Below are 20,888 nucleotides of genomic sequence, written 5' to 3'. Positions count from 1 at the left end.
GCCATGGCCATGGACATGCGCAAGAGCGGCCTGAGCAGCACGGCGGATTCGGGTTCTTACTCCGACCTCAACCGGCTGAACCAGTTGAAGGTCGGCGACAAGAACAGCGACGGCAACATGCGCAAGGTCGCGCAGGAATTCGAGTCGCTGTTTCTTGGCGAGATGCTCAAGTCCATGCGTTCGGCCACTGAAGCCCTGGGCAAGGACAACCCGCTGAATACACCGGCGGCCAAGCAGTATCAGGAAATGTACGACCAGCAATTGGCGGTCTCGCTGTCTCGCGAGGGCGGCGGTATCGGCCTGGCCGACGTGTTGCTGCGCCAGATGCAGAAGAACAAGCCGGTGGACGCCCAGGCGGCCACGTTGCAAGGCCCGGATAAAGCTGAGAAGAAGGTGGATGTGCCCACCGAAATTGCCGCTGGCACCAAGGCCGATGGCCCGTTGGGCCGCAGCAATGGTCAGCGGCCATTGTGGGCGTATCGGGTGGCGGTGCCCGAGGGCACCAACTCCCACGCCAACGACATCGCGTTGATGAACCAGCGCCGCATCTCGTTGCCGAGCAAGCTCACCGATCGCCTGCTGGCCGGCATTGTGCCGGGCGCCGAGGCCACCACTGCCGCCAAGGCCGCGCCGCTGCGTAACAGTGCCGCCGATGACGGTGTGGTCAACAGCACCGCCCGCAGCCTTGCCGCACTGCCTCGCGGGCAAATGCAGGTTTACGGTCGCGCCGTGGCGCAGCCACCGTTGGCGCCGGCGAAAAAAGCCTTCAGCTCGCAGGATGAATTTGTCGCCACCATGTTGCCGATGGCCAAGCAGGCTGCCGCGCGGATTGGCGTCGACCCACGCTACCTGGTGGCCCAGGCCGCCCTGGAAACCGGTTGGGGCAAGTCGGTGATGCGTGCCGAGGATGGCACCAGCAGCCACAACCTGTTCGGCATCAAGGCCGGCCAGAGTTGGCAGGGTGAACAGGCCCGCGCGATCACCAGCGAGTTTCGTGATGGCGCGATGGTCAAGGAGACGGCGCAGTTCCGTTCCTACAATTCCTACCAGGACAGCTTCCATGACCTGGTGACGTTGCTGCAAAGCAATGATCGCTATAAAGAAGTTGTGAAATCAGCCGACAACCCGGAACAGTTTGTGCGCGAGTTGCAAAAAGCCGGTTATGCAACCGACCCGGATTACGCCAGCAAGATTTCGCAGATTGCAAAAACGATGAACAGCTACCAGAACTACGCTGCCGCGGGCGCTTCCACTCATTTATAAGGTCTGAATCATGAGTTTGCTCAATATCGGGATGTCGGGGCTCAATGCCGCCCAAGGATCGTTGTCGGTCTTAAGTAACAACATCGCCAACGTCAACACCCCGGGATACTCGCGTCAGCAGACCACCCAGAACGCCAACGCCTCGAACGCGTTCGGCGGTGTGTATATCGGCACCGGTACGACCCTGGCGGATGTGCGCCGGGTGTACAACGATTTCCTCAATACCGCCTACCAGAACAGCACCGCCCTCAATAGCGATGCCAACGCCTACCTGGGCCAGGCCAGTGCGATCGACAAGACCCTGTCGGACAAGAGCACCGGCATGTCGGCGGTACTCAGCGCCTTTTTCGCGGCAGCCCAGACCGCTGCGGCCACCCCCAGTGATGTGTCCGCCCGGCAGTTGCTGGTGACCAGTGCCCAGACCTTGAGCAACCGGTTCAACGCCATCTCCTCGCAGTTGAGCCAGCAGAAAGAAAGCATCAACGGCCAGTTGAGCACCATGAGTGACCAGGTCAACAAACTGACCTCCTCGATTGCGTCGCTGAACAAACAGATTGCCCAGGCCCAGGGCACCTCAAGCAGCGCGCCCGCCAACCTGCTGGATGCACGCACCGAAGCGGTCCGTTCGCTCAATGAGCTGATCGGCGTCACGGCCACCGAAAAGAACGGCCAGCTCAGCGTGACCACCGGCACCGGGCAGTCGCTGGTAGAAGGTGATATCGCCAATACCATTTCGGCAGTGCCCAGCAAGACCGACAACAGCCAGTACACCATCCAGATCAACATGGGCAGTACGTCCATGGACATCGGTTCGGTGGTCAGCGGCGGCAGCATTGGCGGCCTGATGCGCTATCGCAGCGATGTGCTGATGCCGGCCATCAATGACCTGGGCCGGCTGGCCATTGTCACCGCCGATACCGTCAACAATCAGCTGGGCCAGGGCCTGGACCTCAACGGTGATTTCGGTTCCTCGCTGTTCACCGACATCAACACGGCCGCTGCCATTTCCCAGCGCAGCCAGGCAGCGGCGGGTAACAGTGCCGGCTCCGGCAACCTGAACGTGTCGATTGCCGACAGCAGCAAGCTGACCACCTACGACTACAAGGTCACGTTTACCAGCGGCAACCAGTACAACGTGGTCCGTTCCGACGGCAAGGCCATGGGCTCGTTCGATACCACCACCACGCCGCCGCCGGTCATCGACGGTTTCACCCTGGCGCTGGATGGCAAGGGGCCGATGGCGGCCGGTGACAACTTCAAGGTCAGCCCGACCACCAATGGCGCCACCGGCATCGGTGTCGACCTCACAGACCCGAATAAACTCGCGTTCGCCGGGCCGTTGGCCGGCGTTGCCGGCAAGAACAGCGGCACCGGCACGTTCACGCCGCCGCAGTTGAGTGTGCCGCTGGATATTCACGGCGGTGCCGACACGGCCCAGTTGCGTACCGGGATCGAAAATTCGATGCCGGTGAAAATGGTGTTTGGCGAGAAGGCCGCGGACGGCACCCAGCCGTACACGGTCAGCGACGCCCAGGGTAACCCGATCGGCACCGGCAGCATCATCCCGGGCCAGGGCAACAAGATCACCATCAACGTGCCGATGCGCGATGCCAGCGGCGCGGTGATCACGGGCAAGAGCTTCAGTTTTGATACCACCGTGGGCGGCTCGCCTGCCAAGGACGACAGCACCACGTTCTCCTTCAACAGTGGCGCAACTTCCGACGGCCGTAACGCCCAGTCGCTGCTGGACCTGCAGACCAAGGCAACCGTCGGCGTGACGGACGGCAACGGGGGCGTGAGCCTGGTCAGTGCCAACAGCCGCCTGGTGTCCCAAGTGGGTTCCAAGGCCGCCCAGGCCAATACCGACAGCACCGCTACCGGCGCGCTGCTGACCGCGAACAAGGCCGCAGCCAACTCGGTGTCCCAGGTCAACCTGGATGAAGAGGCGGGCGACATGATCAAGTTCCAGCAGTACTACACCGCGTCGTCGCAGATCATCAAGGCGGCGCAGGAAACCTTCAGCACACTGATCAACGCACTTTAAGGGAGTCTGGGACGATGCGTATTTCTACACAGCAGTATTTCGACACCAGCTCCGCCAAGTACCAGGACAACTATTCCGGTGTGGTGAAGGCCCAGGACCAGGCGAGCTCCGGCGTTCGCGTGCAGACCGCCTCCGATGACCCGGTGGCCGCCGCCCAATTGCTGATGCTGCAGCAGCAGAAAGACATGCTGGGGCAGTACAACACCAACATCACCACCCTGCAAAACTCCCTGACCAACGAAGAAAGTGTGCTGCAGAGCATCAATACCGCGCTGCAAACCGCCCAGGGATTGGCGCAGCAGGCCGGTAACATCGGCAAGAGCGACGACGATCGCAAGGCCCTGGCCGCCCAGGTTGGCGCGCTGGAAGACCAGGTGTTGGGCTTGCTCAACTCCAAGGACTCCAGCGGCAACTACATGTTCTCCGGTGCCAAGACCGACACCCCGCCGTACAGCCGCAACAACGACGGTACCTACTCGTACCAGGGTGACGAGACGCCTCTGAGCCTGCAGATTTCGAACAACCTGTCGATCTCGATGGGCGATACCGGCAAGGCGCTGCTTGAGAGCTCGTCCAACACTGGTCGCACCCAGGCCACGTTGCTGCCGCCTGCGGTGAATGACGGCACGGTGGGCATCTCGGCAGGGCTGATCACCTCCAGCACAACGTTTGCCAAGAGCTTTTCCGATGGCCAGCCGTATAAGCTGACCTTCTCCAGCAGCACCCAGTACAGCGTGACCGACAAGGACGGCAACGACGTCACGTCGGAGATCACCGGTAACGGTACGTTCGACTCCACCAAGGAAGGCTCCTCCAGCATCAACCTGCGGGGCGTCACGTTCGACATTCGGCTGAACCTCGGCAAGGACGTTGCGCCGGGCGCGGCCTCTGATGCGCTGGTGGCAGGCAAGGAATTCAGCCTGGCAACCAAGCCGGACAGCTTCAGTGTCTCGCGCACGGCCAGCAATGCGTCCACTGCGCAACTGACCGGTGGCAGCGTCACGGACCAGGCGGCGTATACCAACACCTTTCCCAACTCGGGTGCGGTGATCAAGTTCACCAGTGGCACCGACTATCAGGTGTTCGCCCAGCCGTACACTGCCAACAGCAAGGCCATTGCCTCCGGGACCATGGCGGCCGGCGCGACGTCGATCACCACGGCGGGCGTGACCTTTGGGGTGAGTGGCACGCCCGGCGCCGGTGACCAGTTTTCGGTCGGTGCCACCAGCAACAAGAACATGAATGCCCTGGACACCTTGAGCCAGTTGCGCAAGGCCCTGGAAACCCCGGCAGACGGCAACCCGGTCGCCTTGAACAACCTCAAGGACGTGGTCGCCACCAGCATTGGCAACCTGGGCAATGCTTCGGCGCAGATCGACCAGGTGCGCGGCTCCATCGGTGCGCGCCAGAATGCGATGGATATCCAGAGCACGGAAAACACCAGCCTGGGCCTGGCCAATACCTCCACCATGTCGTCGCTGGCGAACGTTGATATGGGGCAGGCCGCCATTGACCTGACCTTGCAGCAGACCATGTTGCAGGCCTCGCAACTGGCGTTCGTGAAAATCTCCCAGCTGAGCCTGTTCAGCAAGATGTGATTTTCGGCGGCGGCACCCGGCGGCTCACCCTGGAAACGGGGTGGGCCGTTGTTGTTTTTGGGGCTTGTATGTCCCCGTGTTTCGCATAAAGCGCAGAAAATTGAGTGACCTGTGAGTCATAAAGCGCATCTTCACTGTATCGTGTGAAAAGGATAGGTCGTCGCCAGGTCTCTGCGAGGGCCTGCCGCCAGGGTATAAAGGCGGTTTTCGGCGAGTTTTTTGCGGGGTTATCCCCATTATTGTCAGCACCCGGCGACGTGTCTCGCGGGGTGTTCTCCAGCTATTTAGTATTGGGAAGCCACAATGATTGGCATAAAAAGCATCGCCAGTTACGTGCCGGCAGACGGGATCGATAACTACGCCCAGGGTGCCAAATTCGCCAAGGATGAAGAGTTCATCATTGGCAAGATCGGGTCGGCGTTCCTGCCGCGCAAGGATGCCGCGCAGGAAACCTCCGATCTGTGCGTCGAGGCGGTCAACGCCTTGTTTGCCAACAACCCCGATTTGAAGCGCGAATCCATTGACGCGCTGATCGTCGTTACCCAGAACGGCGACGAAGAGGGTTTGCCTCACACCGCGGCCATCGTCCAGGACAAACTGGGCCTGCCGACGCACGTGGCGGCCTTCGATATTTCCCTGGGCTGCTCGGGCTATGTCTACGGCATCTATGCGATGAAGGGCTTCATGGAAGCCACCGGCCTGAAAAACGGCCTGTTGGTGACTGCCGACCCGTACTCGAAGATCGTCGACCCGGAAGACCGCAACACCACCATGCTGTTCGGCGATGCCGCGACGGCGACCTGGATGGGTGAAGACGCGCCCTGGCAGTTGGGCAAGTCCAAGTTCGGCACTGACGGCTCCGGTGCGCCGCACCTGAAGGTCAGCGACGGCGTATTCTTCATGAACGGCCGCCAGGTGTTCAACTTTGCGTTGCTCAAGGTACCGGCGCACCTGCACGAGCTGCTCAACGAATCGGACCTCAAGGCCGACGAGATTGATGCGTTTTGCATCCACCAGGGCAGTGCGGCAATTGTCGACGCCGTGGCCCGGCGTTTTGAAGATGCTCCGGTAGATAAATTCATCAAGGACATGGTCGAGACTGGCAACACCGTGTCGTCGAGCATTCCGCTGCTGCTGGAAAAGCACATGCTCGATTCCACCTGGAAGCGCGTCGCGATCAGCGGTTTTGGCGTGGGCTTGTCCTGGGGTTCGGCGATTCTGCACCGCCCTTGAAGCTTTAAAGGCGCTGCACACAAAAACGCCCATGATCGAAAGATCATGGGCGTTTTTTATTTGACGCCAAAAAATCCAGCAATTGCTGGGGGTTGGGCTATCGTAAATGCTTGAATTACAAGGGGTGGCACGGTGCTAGTAAAAAAAATCAAAAAAGTCCTCAAGCAACCTGCATTCACGACGATAACTATTACGAAGGTTCTCTAGGCCACACCCGGCGGTTGCCAGGGCCGGAAGCCGCAGTAAACAACCCCACGAGGATTTCGTCATGGCTTTAACAGTAAACACTAACCTTGCTTCGTTGACCGTTCAGAACAACCTGAACAAGGCTTCCGGCGCCCTGCAAACTTCCATGCAGCGTCTGTCCTCCGGCCTGCGTATCAACAGCGCCAAAGACGATGCGGCCGGCCTGCAAATCTCCAACCGTCTGACCAGCCAGATCAACGGCCTGGGCGTTGCAATCAAAAACGCCAACGACGGCAGCTCGATTGCTCAGACCGCTGAAGGCGCCATGCAGCAGTCCACCAACATCCTGCAAAGCATGCGTACCCTGGCTCTGCAATCCGCCAACGGCTCGCCAAGCGCTGAAGACCGTAAGTCGAACCAGGCTCAATACGCAGCGCTGACTGCTGAATTGACCCGTATCGCTACCACCACTACCTTCGGTGGCAAGAACCTGCTGGACGGTTCTTTCGGTACCACTTCGTTCCAGGTCGGCGCCAACGCCAACCAGACTATCGACATGAGCATCGGTAACGTTGCAGCCAACAGCATCGGTTCGCAGCAGTTGAAAACTCAAGGCCTGACTCCAGGCACTGCTCTTACAGCTGGTCCAATTACCGTTACCGGTGGTGGTCAGTCGGCTACCGTGAACGTTGCTGCTACTTCTTCTGCCAAATCCATTGCCGCGTCGTTGAACGGAGCAGTCGGTGGCCTGGCGGCTACTGCCAGCACTGAAGCCCAGTTCACCGTTGATGCCGCTGCCATTAAGGCTGCAACCCCAGCAAGCGCCAACTTCACCTTGGCAGTCGGCGGTGGTACTGCGGTCCAGTTCACTGGTGTGACCAGCACTTCCGACCTGGCTGACCAACTGAAGTCCAACGCTGCGAAGCTGGGCATCAGCGTTAACTACGATTCGTCGACCGACAGCCTGTCGATCAAATCCGATACTGGCGAAAACCTGACCTTTAATGCCGGTGACACCGGTGCTGCTGCTATCAAGGTTGCTACCAAGGGTGGCGACGGTACTTACGGTACTTCTGCCGCGTTGACTGCTGCTCCACTGGTCGCGGTCGGCGCAGTGTCCCTGAACTCCAGCAGCAGCTACTCGCTGAGCGGCACTGGTGTGACTGGTCTGTTCGCAGCTACCGGTACTGCTGCCAACTCCACCAAAACTACCGTGAACAACACTGATGTAACCACATCTGCTAACGCGCAAAACGCGATCGACGTGATCACTCAAGCGATCTCCGACATCGACTCCCAGCGTGCTGGCCTCGGTGCTGTACAAAACCGTTTCGACAACACCGTTGCCAACCTGCAGAGCATCTCGGACAACTCCAGCGCCGCTCGCGGTCAGATCCAGGACGTTGACTACGCTGCAGAAACTGCTCAGCTGACCAAGCAACAAACCCTGCAACAGGCTTCCACTGCGATCCTGTCCCAGGCCAACCAACTGCCTTCCGCTGTACTGAAGCTGCTTCAGTAATAGCGACCGGTAGATGACTGACGGAAGGGCGCGTTTACGTGCCCTTTTGTCTTTTGCGTGATGAGGAGATTGGACATGGACATGAGCGTCAAGTTGAACCTGTCTTATCCTGCTGCCCCAGCGCCACAGAGTGCGCCTGCCCCTGTGACTGCCGACGCGCAGACCCCCAAGGTCGATGCAACCGTCGCAGCAGTAAAGCCCAAGCAGGAAACGAAACCGGACGACCTGGAAAAGGCCGTCAAGGATATTCGCGAATTCGTCCAGGCTGCCCAGCGCAAACTGGATTTTTCCATTGATGACTCCACCCATCAGGTGGTGGTCAAAGTCATTGCGACCGAAAGCGGCGAAGTCATTCGCCAGATCCCTTCGGAAACCGCATTGAAACTTGCACAAAGTCTTCACGACGCCAGCAGCTTGTTGTTTGACGCCAAAGTCTGAGCTGGCATGAATTTTGTTGCTGTAGCTGCTTGAGGCGCCGTCCGTCAAGAAAGCGCCAGCCCCGTATCAGGAGAAACATCATGGGTGATATATCCGTCAGCGGCCCGGTCACGGGCATTGATACCCAGTCTATCGTTACGGCCTTGGTGAACGCTGAGCAGGCGCCCAAGCAGTCGCAGATCAACAAGCAAACGCAGACGCAGACCGCCCAGTTGTCCTCGATTGGCAAGATTCAAGCGGCGCTTGATGCGTTCCGCGGCGCCATGGACAACATGGCCAAGGACGCCAGTATCGGTGGCCTGACGGCGGCGACCACGGATGCCAACGTGTCCACGGTTACCTTGGGTGCCGGTGCTTCTGCGGGTAGCTACCAGTTGGTGGTCACTCAGCTGGCGACTGCCTCGAAGATTGCCACCCAGACTTATGCGGCGGGGGCGAATGCAGTCGTCAATAAAGGCTCTACCGCGACGACCCTGGAGATTTCCCAATCGGGTAAGAGCTATGGTGTCAGCGTTCCGCCGGGCGCGACGTTGCAGCAAGTGCGTGACTCGATCAACGCGCAATACAGCAGCGCCGGCCTGAGTGCCAACATCCTGACTGACGCCACCGGTTCCCGCCTGGTCGTGACGTCGTCCAATACCGGCGCCGGCACGGACATTACCCTGGGCGGTAATACCGGCCTGGAAACCGGCACTACCGTCGTCGGCGGCGCGCCGGTGAATGCGAAATACACCATCGACGGTACCGCCCAGGAATCCAAGAGCAATACCCTGACCGAAGCGATCAGTGGCGTGAGTATCAAGTTGACTGCCGTGTCGCCTTTGCCCACAGGGGTAACAGGAGACGCCAATCGGATAGCCTCGACCATCAGCGTCACGCGCAGTACCGATACTCTCAAGAGTTCGGTAAAGGGTTTTGTCGACACCTACAACGCCTTGGTAACCGCGATCAACACCGAGACCGCCGTCACCACCAACGCGGACGGTTCCACCACCGCGGCTGCGCTGACGGGCGACTCCACCATGCGCGGCCTGCAGACCGCTTTGCGGGCTCAGCTGAACGCCTTGGCGGGTTCGGGCACGTTGAAATCCCTGGCCCAGTTTGGTGTGAACACTGACCAGACCACCGGTAAGTTGAGCATCGACGACAAGGTGTTCAGTGCGGCTATCTTGACCAACCCCACCGACATCGGCGGTATCTTCAACGGTGACAATGGCCTGCTGGCGCGTATGAAATCCGCGACCGACACCTATGCGGTGACCAACACCGGCGTCCTGGCCACACGTTCTTCGACACTCTCGGCAAACCTCAAGGACCTGCAAAACCAGCAGGACACCCTGACCGCCCGCATGGCTGCCCTGAAGACCAGCCTGACTGCCAAGTACACCACGATGAACAGCCTGGTGGCGCAACTTACCGCTCAACGATCCAGCGTAATGACCACGCTCGATGCGCTGAACAATCCCAAGACCACCTGATCCTCGATGAGGTCGCCCGCTGAAGTGAAGGCTTTATCGGGCGCGACCTTCAGCAGACCGCCGGCTTAAAGTTTTTTGCGACGCCGTCGACATAATAGTCAGAGCCCATTCTTTTTAGCTGTTGCCTGTCACGAGGTAGAAACATGAATCCCATGAGAGCCCTTCGCCAATACCAGAAGGTCAATTCCCATGCCCAGGTCTCCGAGGCCAGCCCGCACCGTCTGGTTCAAATGCTGATGGAAGGCGCGCTGGACCGCATGGCCCAGGCCAAGGGCGCCATGGCTCGTGGCGACATCGCGCAAAAAGGCCTGTTGCTGGGCAAGGCAATCGATATTTTGATTGGTTTGCGTGACGGCCTGAACCCGGAAAAAACCGATGATCCGGCGGCCTTGCAGCAATTGGATAATCTGTACGCCTACATGACCACGCGCTTGCTCGAAGCCAATACCAAGAGCGATGTCGCGATGATCGACGAAGTCGCCGGCCTGATGATTACGCTCAAGGAAGGCTGGGACGGTATTGCAACACTGTAGGCCTGCTGGCCTGAGGAAGATGTCATGAGTCACGCCCTGCAACGGATTGACGAGACCCGCGAAGCCTTGATGGATGCATTGGCCGCACGTAACTGGGACGCCATCGGCGAACTGGACCTGGGGTGCCGTGCAGTGATCGATGAGGCGCTGAGCAATGCGCCGGTGGACGAGGATGCCCTGCGGGAAAAACTGGAGAGTCTGCTGGCGGTGTATCAGCAGCTGCTTGAGGTGACAACCGGGGAGCGTCAGGCGATATTCGAGGAGATGTCGCAGATCAACCGAGCGGAAAGCGCGTCAAAGGTTTACCATCTGTTCGGCTGAAGGCTCAGTTAATCCGAACAAAGCGCGTCATAAATTTGACTGTGCACGATTTTTTGACTTAACTAGTGCTATTTTCAGACGTCAGAAAGCTGTAGCGCAGAAAATGCCTACAGCTTTTCTAGATTGCCCCAACTCGAGGGCATTAGAGTTTTACTAGGGAAGTTGCTATTGCATGTGGCGTGAAACCAAAATCCTGCTGATCGATGACGATAGCGTTCGGCGCCGCGACCTGGCGGTGATCCTGAATTTTCTTGGCGAAGAAAATCTACCCTGCGGCAGCCATGACTGGCAGCAGGCGGTCAGCTCGTTGACGTCGAGCCGTGAAGTCATTTGTGTGCTGATCGGGACGGTAAATGCTCCTGGCGCCGTTCTGGGCTTGTTAAAGACACTGTCAACCTGGGATGAGTTCCTTCCGGTGTTGCTGATGGGCGATATTTCTTCTGTGGACCTTCCGGAAGACCAGCGCCGCCGCGTTCTTTCCACCCTCGAAATGCCTCCCAGCTACAGCAAATTGCTCGACTCCCTGCACCGTGCCCAGGTCTACCGCGAGATGTACGACCAGGCCCGCGAGCGCGGCCGTCACCGCGAACCGAACCTGTTCCGCAGCCTCGTCGGCACCAGCCGTGCGATCCAGCACGTGCGCCAGATGATGCAGCAAGTGGCCGACACCGACGCCAGCGTGTTGATCCTCGGCGAGTCCGGCACCGGCAAGGAAGTGGTCGCGCGCAACCTGCATTACCATTCCAAGCGCCGCGACGGGCCTTTTGTGCCGGTCAACTGCGGGGCGATCCCGGCAGAACTGCTGGAAAGTGAATTGTTCGGCCACGAGAAGGGTGCCTTTACCGGGGCGATCACCAGCCGTGCCGGGCGCTTCGAGCTGGCCAACGGCGGCACCCTGTTCCTCGACGAAATCGGCGACATGCCGCTGCCGATGCAGGTCAAGCTGCTGCGGGTCCTGCAGGAGCGCACCTTCGAGCGCGTGGGCAGCAACAAGACCCAAAGCGTCGACGTGCGCATTATTGCCGCCACCCACAAAAACCTCGAAAGCATGATCGAGGTCGGCAGCTTCCGCGAAGACCTGTACTACCGCCTCAACGTATTCCCGATCGAAATGGCGCCCCTGCGCGAGCGCGTCGAAGATATCCCGCTGTTGATGAACGAACTGATCTCGCGCATGGAGCACGAAAAACGCGGCTCGATTCGCTTCAACTCGGCAGCGATCATGTCCCTGTGCCGCCACGGCTGGCCGGGCAACGTCCGCGAGCTGGCCAACCTGGTAGAGCGCATGGCGATCATGCACCCGTACGGGGTGATCGGCGTGGTCGAGCTGCCGAAGAAATTCCGCTACGTCGACGACGAAGACGAGCAGTTGGTCGACAGCCTGCGCAGCGACCTGGAAGAGCGCGTGGCCATCAACGGCCATACGCCGGATTTCGGTTCCACCGCCATGCTGCCGCCCGAAGGCCTGGACTTGAAGGACTACCTCGGTAGCCTCGAACAAGGCCTTATCCAGCAAGCGCTCGACGACGCCAACGGCATCGTCGCCCGCGCTGCCGAACGACTGCGCATCCGCCGCACCACCCTGGTGGAGAAGATGCGCAAGTACGGCATGAGCCGTCGCGAAGGTGATGAACAGGCGGATGATTGACGCCTGTTTTTCAACTGACTGAAAACTAAGCCTATTTTTTTAGGCACGGGTATTGCTACAGCACTCGCAACGTTCCGTTTAACTGACGGTCAGCCAAGCGAGAGAGCATGATGCCCCACGCCGCCCAACTATCTTCGGTCCCTGACATTCAGGGGCCTGCCCCCTCCGTAGAGCAGATCAGCCGCCTTGGGCTTGAGCAGGCGTTTTCCCTGTTCAACCAGATGTCCAGCCAGTTGACTGACTCCTACAGCCTGTTGGAAGCCCGGGTTTCCGAGCTCAAAGGCGAGTTGGCGGTGGTCAGTGCCCAGCGCATGGAAGAGCTGGCCGAGAAAGAACGCCTGGCCAACCGTCTGCAAAACCTCCTCGACCTGTTGCCCGGTGGCGTGATCGTCATCGACGACCAGGGCCGCGTGCGCGAAGCCAACCCGGCAGCCTGCGACATGCTCGGCCTGCCCCTGGAAGGCGAGCTGTGGCGCGAAGTCATCACCCGCTGCTTTGCGCCGCGAGAAGACGACGGCCACGAAATCTCCCTCAAGGACGGCCGCCGCCTGTCCATCGCCACCCGTTCCCTGGATGCCGAGCCCGGCCAGTTGGTGCTGCTCAACGACCTGACCGAAACCCGTCATCTGCAAGACCAGTTGGCTCGCCATGAGCGCCTGTCATCGCTGGGGCGGATGGTCGCTTCTCTGGCGCATCAGATTCGTACGCCGTTGTCCGCCGCGCTGATCTACGCCAGTCATTTGACTGATGAGCAATTGCCGGCCGCCACCCACCAGCGTTTTGCCGGTCGCCTCAAAGAGCGCCTGCACGAGCTGGAACATCAAGTGCGCGACATGCTGGTGTTTGCCCGTGGCGAATTGCCGCTGACCGACCGCGTCACCCCGGCCGCGTTGATGCAGTCGCTGCAAGCTGCCGCCGCCACGCATATCCAGGAAGCCTCAGTCCGCTGGCAGTGCGACAGCCATCACGGCGAGTTGCTGTGCAACCGCGACACCCTGGTGGGCGCGCTGCTCAACCTGATCGAAAACGCGACCCAGGCCAGTGGCCCCGGGGCGCGGCTCAAAGTGCACCTGTACAACCGTGGCGACACCTTGCGCCTGAGCATCAGCGACAGTGGCAGCGGGATTGACCCGGTGGTGCTGCAACGCCTGGGCGAGCCATTTTTCACCACCAAAACCAACGGTACCGGCCTGGGCCTGACCGTGGTCAAGGCGGTCGCCCGTGCGCATCAGGGAGAATTGCAGCTGCATTCCCGGTTGGGTCGAGGCACGTGCGCGTTGATCACGCTGCCGCTGTTTTCATGCGCCGTCAGCGCGGAGTAAAAGGTCATGGCTATCAAGGTTTTATTGGTTGAAGACGATCGCGCCCTGCGTGAAGCATTGGCTGACACGCTGCTGCTGGCGGGCCATGACTACCGGGCGGTCGGTTCGGCCGAAGAAGCCTTGGAGGCGGTCGATCAGGAGTCCTTCAGCCTGGTGGTCAGTGACGTGAACATGCCGGGCATGGACGGCCATCAGTTGCTCGGCCTGTTGCGTGCGCGCCAGCCGCAGTTGCCGGTGCTGTTGATGACCGCCCACGGTGCCGTAGAGCGTGCCGTCGATGCCATGCGCCAGGGCGCCGCGGATTACCTGGTCAAACCTTTTGAGCCCAAAGCCTTGATCGAGCTGGTCGCCCGGCACGCCCTTGGTACCCTGGGCGCCGCCGATGGCGAAGGTCCGATTGCCTTCGAGCCGGCCAGTGCGCAATTGCTGGAACTGGCCGCCCGTGTGGCCCGCAGCGACTCCACCGTGCTGATCTCCGGCGAGTCCGGTACCGGCAAGGAAGTGCTGGCGCGCTACATTCACCAGCAATCCCATCGCGCCAGCCAGCCGTTCATTGCGATCAACTGCGCGGCCATCCCCGACAACATGCTCGAAGCCACCTTGTTCGGCCATGAGAAAGGCTCGTTCACCGGCGCCATCGCGGCGCAGGCCGGCAAGTTCGAACAGGCGGACGGCGGCACGATCCTGCTGGACGAAATCTCCGAAATGCCCCTGGGCCTGCAAGCCAAGTTGCTGCGGGTATTGCAGGAGCGCGAAGTGGAGCGGGTGGGCGCGCGCAAGCCGATCCAACTGGACATCCGCGTGGTCGCCACCACCAACCGCGACCTGGCGGGCGAAGTGGCGGCGGGGCGTTTCCGTGAGGATTTGTTCTACCGGCTCTCGGTGTTCCCGTTGGCCTGGCGCCCGTTGCGCGAGCGTCCGGCAGACATCATCCCGCTGGCAGAGCGCTTGCTGAGCAAGCACGTCAATAAAATGAAGCATGCCCAGGCGCGCCTGTCGGCCGACGCCCAGGCCTGCCTGATCAGCTACCCATGGCCCGGCAACGTGCGGGAATTGGACAATGCGATCCAGCGTGCGTTGATTTTGCAGCAGGGCGGCCTGATCCAGCCCCAGGATTTCTGCCTGGCCGTGGGTACGGGCGCTGCGCCCTTGCCGACGCTGGCGGTTGCGCCGCTGATTGAAGCCGCGCCCGCCGAGTCGGCCGGTGCCTTGGGCGACGACCTGCGCCGCCGCGAATTCCAGATGATCATCGACACCCTGCGCTCCGAGCGCGGCCGCCGCAAAGAGGCCGCCGAGCGCCTGGGCATCAGCCCGCGCACCTTGCGCTACAAGCTGGCACAGATGCGCGATGCCGGGATGGACGTGGAAGCCTACCTCTACGCCACTTGAGAATTCTCGAAGCCGACAGGGTTAGTCGCCTTTTCTTACGAATTGCCACGGAGCTGGCACCCTTGTTGCTACCACCCCAGTAACCGTTGCGTAGTGTCAAAAAATTGCGGGTCGTCGGAGAGAACGTTCATGAGCCAAGGTGTTGAATTCAATCGGTTGATGTTGGATATGCGGTCCATGCAAATGGATGCCATGTCTCAACCGAAATCCGCCGCGCAAGCCGTACCGGAATTGGGTCAGAGCAGCTTTGCCGACATGCTCGGCCAGGCCATCAACAAGGTCAGCGATACCCAGCAGGCTTCCAATCAGTTGGCAACCGCCTTCGAGATCGGCAAAAGCGGCGTGGACCTCACCGACGTGATGGTCGCCTCGCAAAAAGCCAGCGTTTCATTCCAGGCCTTGACCCAGGTGCGCAACAAGCTGGTTCAAGCCTATCAAGACATCATGCAGATGCCGGTTTAAGGACGATTTGAGTCATGGCAGAAGCAGTCGTGGATAACGCACCCGCCAAGGCAGACGGCAAGCCGCCGCTGTTTGGCCTGTCGTTCCTGGAAAACCTCTCCGAGATGACCATGCTGCGTCAGGTGGGCCTGATGGTCGGCCTGGCTGCCAGCGTGGCGATTGGTTTTGCCGTGGTGCTGTGGTCCCAGCAACCGGATTACCGCCCGCTGTACGGCAGCCTGGCGGGCATGGATTCCAAGCAGATCATGGAAACCCTGGCGGCGGCAGATATTGCCTACACCGTCGAACCGAATTCCGGCGCGCTGTTGGTCAAGGCCGATGATGTAGCCCGTGCGCGCATGAAACTGGCGGCCGCCGGCGTGACCCCGTCCGACGCCAATATCGGCTTTGAGATCCTCGACAAGGACCAGGGCCTGGGCACCAGCCAGTTCATGGAAGCCACCCGCTACCGTCGCGGCCTGGAAGGCGAACTGGCGCGCACCATTTCCGCGTTGAACAACGTCAAGGGTGCCCGCGTGCACCTGGCAATTCCGAAAAGCTCGGTGTTTGTGCGCGACGAGCGCAAGCCCAGCGCCTCGGTACTGGTCGAACTGTTTGCTGGCCGCTCGCTGGAGCCTGGCCAGGTATTGGCGATCATCAACCTGGTGGCCACCAGCGTTCCCGAATTGAGCAAGTCGCAAATCACCGTGGTCGACCAGAAGGGCAACCTGCTGTCCGACATGGCGGAAAACTCCTCGCTGACCATGGCCGGCAAGCAGTTCGACTACAGCCGTCGCATGGAAAGCATGCTGACCCAGCGCGTGCACAACATCCTGCAACCGGTGTTGGGCAATGATCGCTACAAGGCTGAAGTGTCGGCCGATGTGGATTTCAGCGCGGTCGAATCGACTTCCGAGCAGTTCAACCCGGACCAACCGGCCCTGCGCAGCGAGCAGTCGACCACTGAACAACGCACCGCCAGCAATGGCCCGCAAGGTGTGCCGGGTGCCCTGAGCAACCAGCCGCCAACCCCGGCTACCGCCCCGCAAACCACCGGTGGCGCTGCCGCTACCGCAGGCGCGGTGCAACCTGGCCAGCCGCTGCTGGACGCCAACGGCCAGCAGATCATGGACCCGGCCACCGGCCAGCCGATGCTGGCGCCGTACCCGGCCGACAAGCGTCAACAATCCACCAAGAACTTCGAGCTTGACCGCTCCATCAGCCACACCAAGCAGCAACAGGGCCGGATCAATCGCCTGTCGGTGTCGGTGGTAGTGGATGACCAGGTCAAGGTCAACGCCGCTGACGGCGCCGTCACCCGTGCGCCGTGGAGCGCCGATGAATTGGCGCGCTTCACCCGCCTGGTGCAGGACGCGGTGGGCTTCGATGCCAGCCGTGGTGACAGCGTCAGCGTGATCAATATGCCGTTCTCCGCCGAGCGTGGCGAAGTCATCGCCGAGGCGGCGTTCTATACTCAGCCGTGGTTCTGGGACATCGTCAAGCAAGTGCTGGGTGTGCTGTTTATCCTGGTGCTGGTGTTCGGCGTGCTGCGTCCGGTGCTCAACAACATCACCGGCCACGGCAAAAAGCAGCTTGCTTTGGCAGGCGGCGATGTCGAGTTGGGGGGCATGGGTGGCCTCGATGGCGAACTGGCCAACGACCGCGTGAGCCTTGGTGGCCCGCAAAGCATTCTGTTGCCGAGCCCGAGCGAGGGTTATGACGCTCAGTTGAACGCAATCAAGAGCCTGGTGGCCGAAGACCCGGGTCGTGTGGCCCAGGTCGTGAAAGAGTGGATTAACGCAGATGAGTGATGCTCGAGCCGCTGTAGCCAAACTCTCCCGGGTCGACAAAGCCGCCGTGCTGTTGCTGTCCCTGGGAGAAACCGACGCCGCCCAAGTGCTGCGCCACATGGGCCCCAAAGAGGTTCAACGGGTAGGCGTGGCCATGGCGCAGATGCGCAATGTGCACCGCGAGCAAGTCGAGCAGGTGATGAGCGAGTTCGTCGAGATCGTCGGCGACCAGACCAGCCTGGGCGTCGGCTCCGACAGCTACATTCGCAAGATGCTCACCTCGGCCCTGGGCGAAGACAAGGCCAACGGCCTGATCGACCGCATCCTGCTGGGTGGCAACACCAGCGGCCTCGACAGCCTGAAGTGGATGGAGCCGCGAGCCGTGGCCGATGTGATCCGCTACGAGCACCCGCAGATCCAGGCGATCGTGGTGGCGTACCTCGACCCCGACCAGGCCGGTGAAGTGCTCGGTCATTTCGACCACAAGGTGCGCCTGGACATCATCCTGCGCGTCTCGTCGTTGAACACCGTGCAGCCGGCGGCCCTGAAAGAACTCAACACGATTCTCGAGAAGCAGTTCTCGGGCAATTCCAACGCTTCGCGTACCACGTTGGGCGGCATCAAGCGTGCGGCCGACATCATGAACTTCCTCGACAGCTCGGTGGAAGGCCAACTGATGGACTCGATCCGCGAGATCGACGACAGCCTGTCGGTGCAGATCGAAGACCTCATGTTCGTGTTCAACAACCTCTCCGATGTCGACGACCGTGGCATCCAGGCGTTGCTGCGGGAAGTCTCCTCCGACGTGCTGGTGCTGGCGCTCAAAGGCTCCGACGAAGGCGTCAAGGAAAAGATCTTCAAGAACATGTCCAAGCGGGCTTCCGAACTGCTGCGCGACGACCTCGAGGCCAAGGGCCCGGTGCGCGTCAGCGACGTGGAAACTGCGCAGAAAGAAATCCTCACCATTGCCCGCCGTATGGCCGAAGCCGGAGAAATCGTTCTCGGTGGGAAGGGCGGCGAAGAAATGATTTAAGGCGCCGCGCATGTCGAACAAAGATGAGACGCCCAGCGATCTGATTCGCGCACGGGACGTCGGAGGGTTCGACGTCTGGTCGCTGCCCAGTTTCGACCCGCATCGCCCGGAGCCTGAGCCGGAGCCGGTAGAAGAGCCGCCGGCCGAGATGGAAGAAGTGCCGCTGGAAGAAGTCCAGCCACTGACCCTGGAAGAGCTGGAAAGCATTCGCCAGGAAGCCTACAACGAGGGCTTTTCCACCGGTGAGAAAGACGGCTTTCGCAGCACCACCCTCAAGGTCCGCCAGGAAGCCGAGGCGGCGCTGAGCGTCAAGCTCGCCAGCCTGGAAACCCTGATGGGCAGCCTGTTCGATCCGATTGCCGAGCAGGACTCACAGATCGAAAAAGCCATGGTTGGCCTGGTGGAACACATCGCTCGCCAGGTGATTCAGCGCGAGCTGGCGCTGGACTCCACGCAAATCGAAAGCGTGATGCGCGAAGCCCTCAAGCTGCTGCCCCTGGGCGTCGGCAATGTGCGGTTGTACATCAACCCGCAGGATTTCGAACAGGTCAAAGCCCTGCGCGAGCGCCATGAAGAAACCTGGCGCATCGTCGAAGACGCCGCGCTGCTGCCCGGCGGTTGCCGGGTGGAGACCGAACACAGCCGCATCGACGCCACGATCGAGACGCGCATCAGCCAGATCATGGCCAAGCTGTTTGACCAGTTGCACGAGCAGGCACTGCACCCCGCCGAGCCTGACTTGAGCGTCGAGCTGGACACCCCCGATGCGCCTTGATCGCACCAGCTTTGCCAAGCGCCTGGGTGGCTATGCCGACGTCACCGAGTTGCCGGGCCAGCCGATCCTGGAGGGCCGCCTGCTGCGCATGGTCGGCCTGACCCTGGAAGCCGAAGGCCTGCGCGCCGCCATGGGCAGCCGCTGCATGGTGATCAACGACGACAGCTACCACCCGGTGCAGGTCGAAGCCGAAGTAATGGGTTTTTCCGGCAGCAAAGTATTCCTGATGCCGGTCGGCAGCGTCGCTGGCATCGCCCCCGGCGCCCGCGTGGTGCCGCTGGCTGATACGGGCCGCCTGCCCATGGGCATGAGCATGCTCGGTCGCGTACTCGACGGCGCCGGCCGTGCCCTCGACGGCAAGGGCGGGATGAAGGCGGAAGACTGGGTGCCCATGGACGGCCCGACCATCAACCCGCTCAAGCGTAACCCCATCAGCGTGCCGCTGGACGTGGGCATTCGCAGCATCAACGGTTTATTGACGGTCGGCCGTGGCCAGCGCCTGGGCCTGTTCGCCGGTACCGGCGTGGGTAAGTCGGTGTTGCTGGGCATGATGACGCGCTTCACCGAGGCCGACATCATCGTGGTCGGGCTGATCGGCGAGCGGGGCCGCGAGGTGAAGGAATTCATCGAGCACAGCCTGGGCGAAGAAGGCCTCAAGCGTTCCGTCGTGGTCGCCTCGCCGGCGGACGACGCGCCGCTGATGCGCCTGCGCGCCGCGATGTACTGCACACGCATCGCCGAATATTTTCGCGACAAGGGCAAGAACGTCCTGTTGCTGATGGACTCCCTGACCCGTTTCGCCCAGGCCCAGCGGGAAATCGCCCTGGCCATCGGCGAGCCGCCGGCCACCAAGGGCTATCCGCCGTCCGTGTTTGCCAAGCTGCCCAAGCTGGTGGAGCGCGCCGGTAACTCCGAGGCTGGCGGTGGTTCAATCACCGCGTTCTACACCGTGCTGTCCGAAGGCGATGACCAGCAGGACCCGATTGCCGACTCGGCACGGGGCGTGCTCGACGGGCACATCGTGCTGTCCCGGCGCTTGGCCGAGGAAGGGCACTACCCGGCCATCGACATCGAAGCCTCCATCAGCCGGGTGATGCCGTCGGTGGTCACACCCGAGCACATGATGCGCGCGCAGCAGTTCAAGCAACTCTGGTCGCGCTATCAACAGAGCCGCGACCTGATCAGCGTGGGCGCCTACGTGGCCGGTGGCGATCGCGAGACCGACCTGGCGATTGCCCTGCAACCGCAACTGGTGACCTATCTGCGCCAGGGCCTCAACGACAAGATCAGCATGGGTGAAAGCGAGGCGCACCTGGGCACCATATTCGCGCCGGCGCCAGGCGGATAACCCATGGCCAACACGCGTGCCGCGCGCCTTGCCCCGGTGGTGGACATGGCCGAAAAAGCCGAAAAGACCGCCGTCCAGCGCCTGGGGTACTTCCAGGGCCAGGTTCGCCTGGCGGAAAGCAAACTGGGCGACCTGGAGCGCTTTCGCGGCGAGTATCAGCAACAGTGGATCGAGCGCGGCAGCAAGGGCGTTTCCGGGCAATGGCTGATGGGGTACCAGGGCTTTCTCAATCAACTGGAAACCGCTGTCGGCCAGCAACGCCAGAGCCTGGCGTGGCACCAGGCCAACGTCGACAAGGCCCGCGACAGTTGGCAACAGGCCTACGCCCGGGTCGAAGGCCTGCGCAAACTGGTGCAGCGCTACATCGACGAAGCCCGTGCGCTGGAAGACAAGCGCGAGCAGAAATTGCTCGATGAGCTGTCCCAACGTCTTCCCCGCCAAAACCCCTATTAACCGCGCCACCGCTGCTGCATGGATTTGCCCACTTCCCCATCACCTGCTAAACCTTGTTGCACATTGCCAATGA

General features: G+C 61.1%; 18 protein-coding genes. All 18 read left to right on the top strand.

The genetic code is table 11. The features are described from left to right. Window positions 1-3 precede the first annotated feature (3 nt). Complete coding sequence (gene flgJ, locus JFV30_RS20365) at window positions 4-1,263, top strand: flagellar assembly peptidoglycan hydrolase FlgJ (protein ID WP_010166030.1); 1,260 nt, start codon at window positions 4-6, stop codon at window positions 1,261-1,263. A gap of 10 nt (window positions 1,264-1,273) precedes the next feature. Beyond that, window positions 1,274-3,307, top strand: a complete 2,034-nt coding sequence (gene flgK, locus JFV30_RS20360) for a flagellar hook-associated protein FlgK (RefSeq protein WP_201125034.1) — start codon at window positions 1,274-1,276, stop codon at window positions 3,305-3,307. Between the two features lie 14 nt (window positions 3,308-3,321). Continuing rightward, window positions 3,322-4,905, top strand: a complete 1,584-nt coding sequence (locus JFV30_RS20355; protein WP_201125033.1) for a flagellar hook-associated protein 3 — start codon at window positions 3,322-3,324, stop codon at window positions 4,903-4,905. A 303-nt stretch (window positions 4,906-5,208) separates the two neighbouring features. Continuing rightward, the gene (locus JFV30_RS20350) at window positions 5,209-6,138 is read left to right on the top strand and encodes a ketoacyl-ACP synthase III (RefSeq protein WP_003214601.1); all 930 of its coding nucleotides are present in this window, start codon (window positions 5,209-5,211) and stop codon (window positions 6,136-6,138) included. Window positions 6,139-6,406: 268 nt separating this feature from the next. After that, a complete protein-coding gene (locus JFV30_RS20345) occupies window positions 6,407-7,846 on the top strand; it encodes a flagellin N-terminal helical domain-containing protein (RefSeq protein WP_201125032.1) in 1,440 nt (479 codons plus the stop codon). A gap of 75 nt (window positions 7,847-7,921) precedes the next feature. Continuing rightward, entirely contained in the window at window positions 7,922-8,284 is a 363-nt protein-coding gene (locus JFV30_RS20340; RefSeq protein ID WP_201125031.1) for a flagellar protein FlaG, read from the top strand. A gap of 80 nt (window positions 8,285-8,364) precedes the next feature. Continuing rightward, complete coding sequence (fliD, locus tag JFV30_RS20335) at window positions 8,365-9,762, top strand: flagellar filament capping protein FliD (protein WP_201125030.1); 1,398 nt, start codon at window positions 8,365-8,367, stop codon at window positions 9,760-9,762. Window positions 9,763-9,905: 143 nt separating this feature from the next. Further along, window positions 9,906-10,295, top strand: coding sequence for a flagellar export chaperone FliS (gene fliS / locus JFV30_RS20330; RefSeq protein WP_026077955.1), 390 nt, complete (start codon window positions 9,906-9,908; stop codon window positions 10,293-10,295). Window positions 10,296-10,319: 24 nt separating this feature from the next. Beyond that, window positions 10,320-10,616 (top strand): flagellar protein FliT, encoded by a 297-nt coding sequence (locus tag JFV30_RS20325; protein ID WP_201125029.1) that lies wholly within the window; start codon window positions 10,320-10,322, stop codon window positions 10,614-10,616. 172 nt (window positions 10,617-10,788) lie between these two features. Next, window positions 10,789-12,264 (top strand): sigma-54 dependent transcriptional regulator, encoded by a 1,476-nt coding sequence (locus JFV30_RS20320; protein WP_010166043.1) that lies wholly within the window; start codon window positions 10,789-10,791, stop codon window positions 12,262-12,264. A gap of 110 nt (window positions 12,265-12,374) precedes the next feature. Beyond that, window positions 12,375-13,586 carry a sensor histidine kinase gene (locus JFV30_RS20315; RefSeq protein WP_207202025.1) on the top strand — a complete coding sequence of 404 codons (1,212 nt, stop codon included), beginning with the start codon at window positions 12,375-12,377 and terminating at the stop codon, window positions 13,584-13,586. Window positions 13,587-13,592: 6 nt separating this feature from the next. Further along, the gene (locus JFV30_RS20310; protein ID WP_201125028.1) at window positions 13,593-14,975 is read left to right on the top strand and encodes a sigma-54-dependent transcriptional regulator; all 1,383 of its coding nucleotides are present in this window, start codon (window positions 13,593-13,595) and stop codon (window positions 14,973-14,975) included. Window positions 14,976-15,104: 129 nt separating this feature from the next. After that, window positions 15,105-15,437: a flagellar hook-basal body complex protein FliE gene (fliE, locus tag JFV30_RS20305; RefSeq protein WP_010166049.1), complete on the top strand. Its 333-nt coding sequence runs from the start codon at window positions 15,105-15,107 to the stop codon at window positions 15,435-15,437. 14 nt (window positions 15,438-15,451) lie between these two features. Then, window positions 15,452-17,227: a flagellar basal-body MS-ring/collar protein FliF gene (gene fliF, locus JFV30_RS20300; RefSeq protein ID WP_010166051.1), complete on the top strand. Its 1,776-nt coding sequence runs from the start codon at window positions 15,452-15,454 to the stop codon at window positions 17,225-17,227. Further along, a complete protein-coding gene (gene fliG, locus JFV30_RS20295; protein ID WP_010166053.1) occupies window positions 17,220-18,239 on the top strand; it encodes a flagellar motor switch protein FliG in 1,020 nt (339 codons plus the stop codon). Before fliF ends, fliG begins: the two co-directional genes overlap by 8 nt. Window positions 18,240-18,249: 10 nt before the next feature. Then, window positions 18,250-19,014, top strand: coding sequence for a flagellar assembly protein FliH (gene fliH / locus JFV30_RS20290; protein WP_010166055.1), 765 nt, complete (start codon window positions 18,250-18,252; stop codon window positions 19,012-19,014). Further along, window positions 19,004-20,362 (top strand): flagellar protein export ATPase FliI, encoded by a 1,359-nt coding sequence (gene fliI / locus JFV30_RS20285; protein WP_010166057.1) that lies wholly within the window; start codon window positions 19,004-19,006, stop codon window positions 20,360-20,362. The genes fliH and fliI overlap by 11 nt, the downstream gene beginning before the upstream one ends. Window positions 20,363-20,365: 3 nt before the next feature. Beyond that, window positions 20,366-20,815 (top strand): flagellar export protein FliJ, encoded by a 450-nt coding sequence (gene fliJ, locus JFV30_RS20280; protein ID WP_008434833.1) that lies wholly within the window; start codon window positions 20,366-20,368, stop codon window positions 20,813-20,815. Window positions 20,816-20,888: the final 73 nt, after the last annotated feature.

Origin of the sequence: Pseudomonas sp. TH32 (assembly GCF_016650855.1) — a bacterium.
Classification (GTDB): domain Bacteria; phylum Pseudomonadota; class Gammaproteobacteria; order Pseudomonadales; family Pseudomonadaceae; genus Aquipseudomonas.
This window is presented reverse-complemented; position numbering and strand designations above follow the sequence as displayed.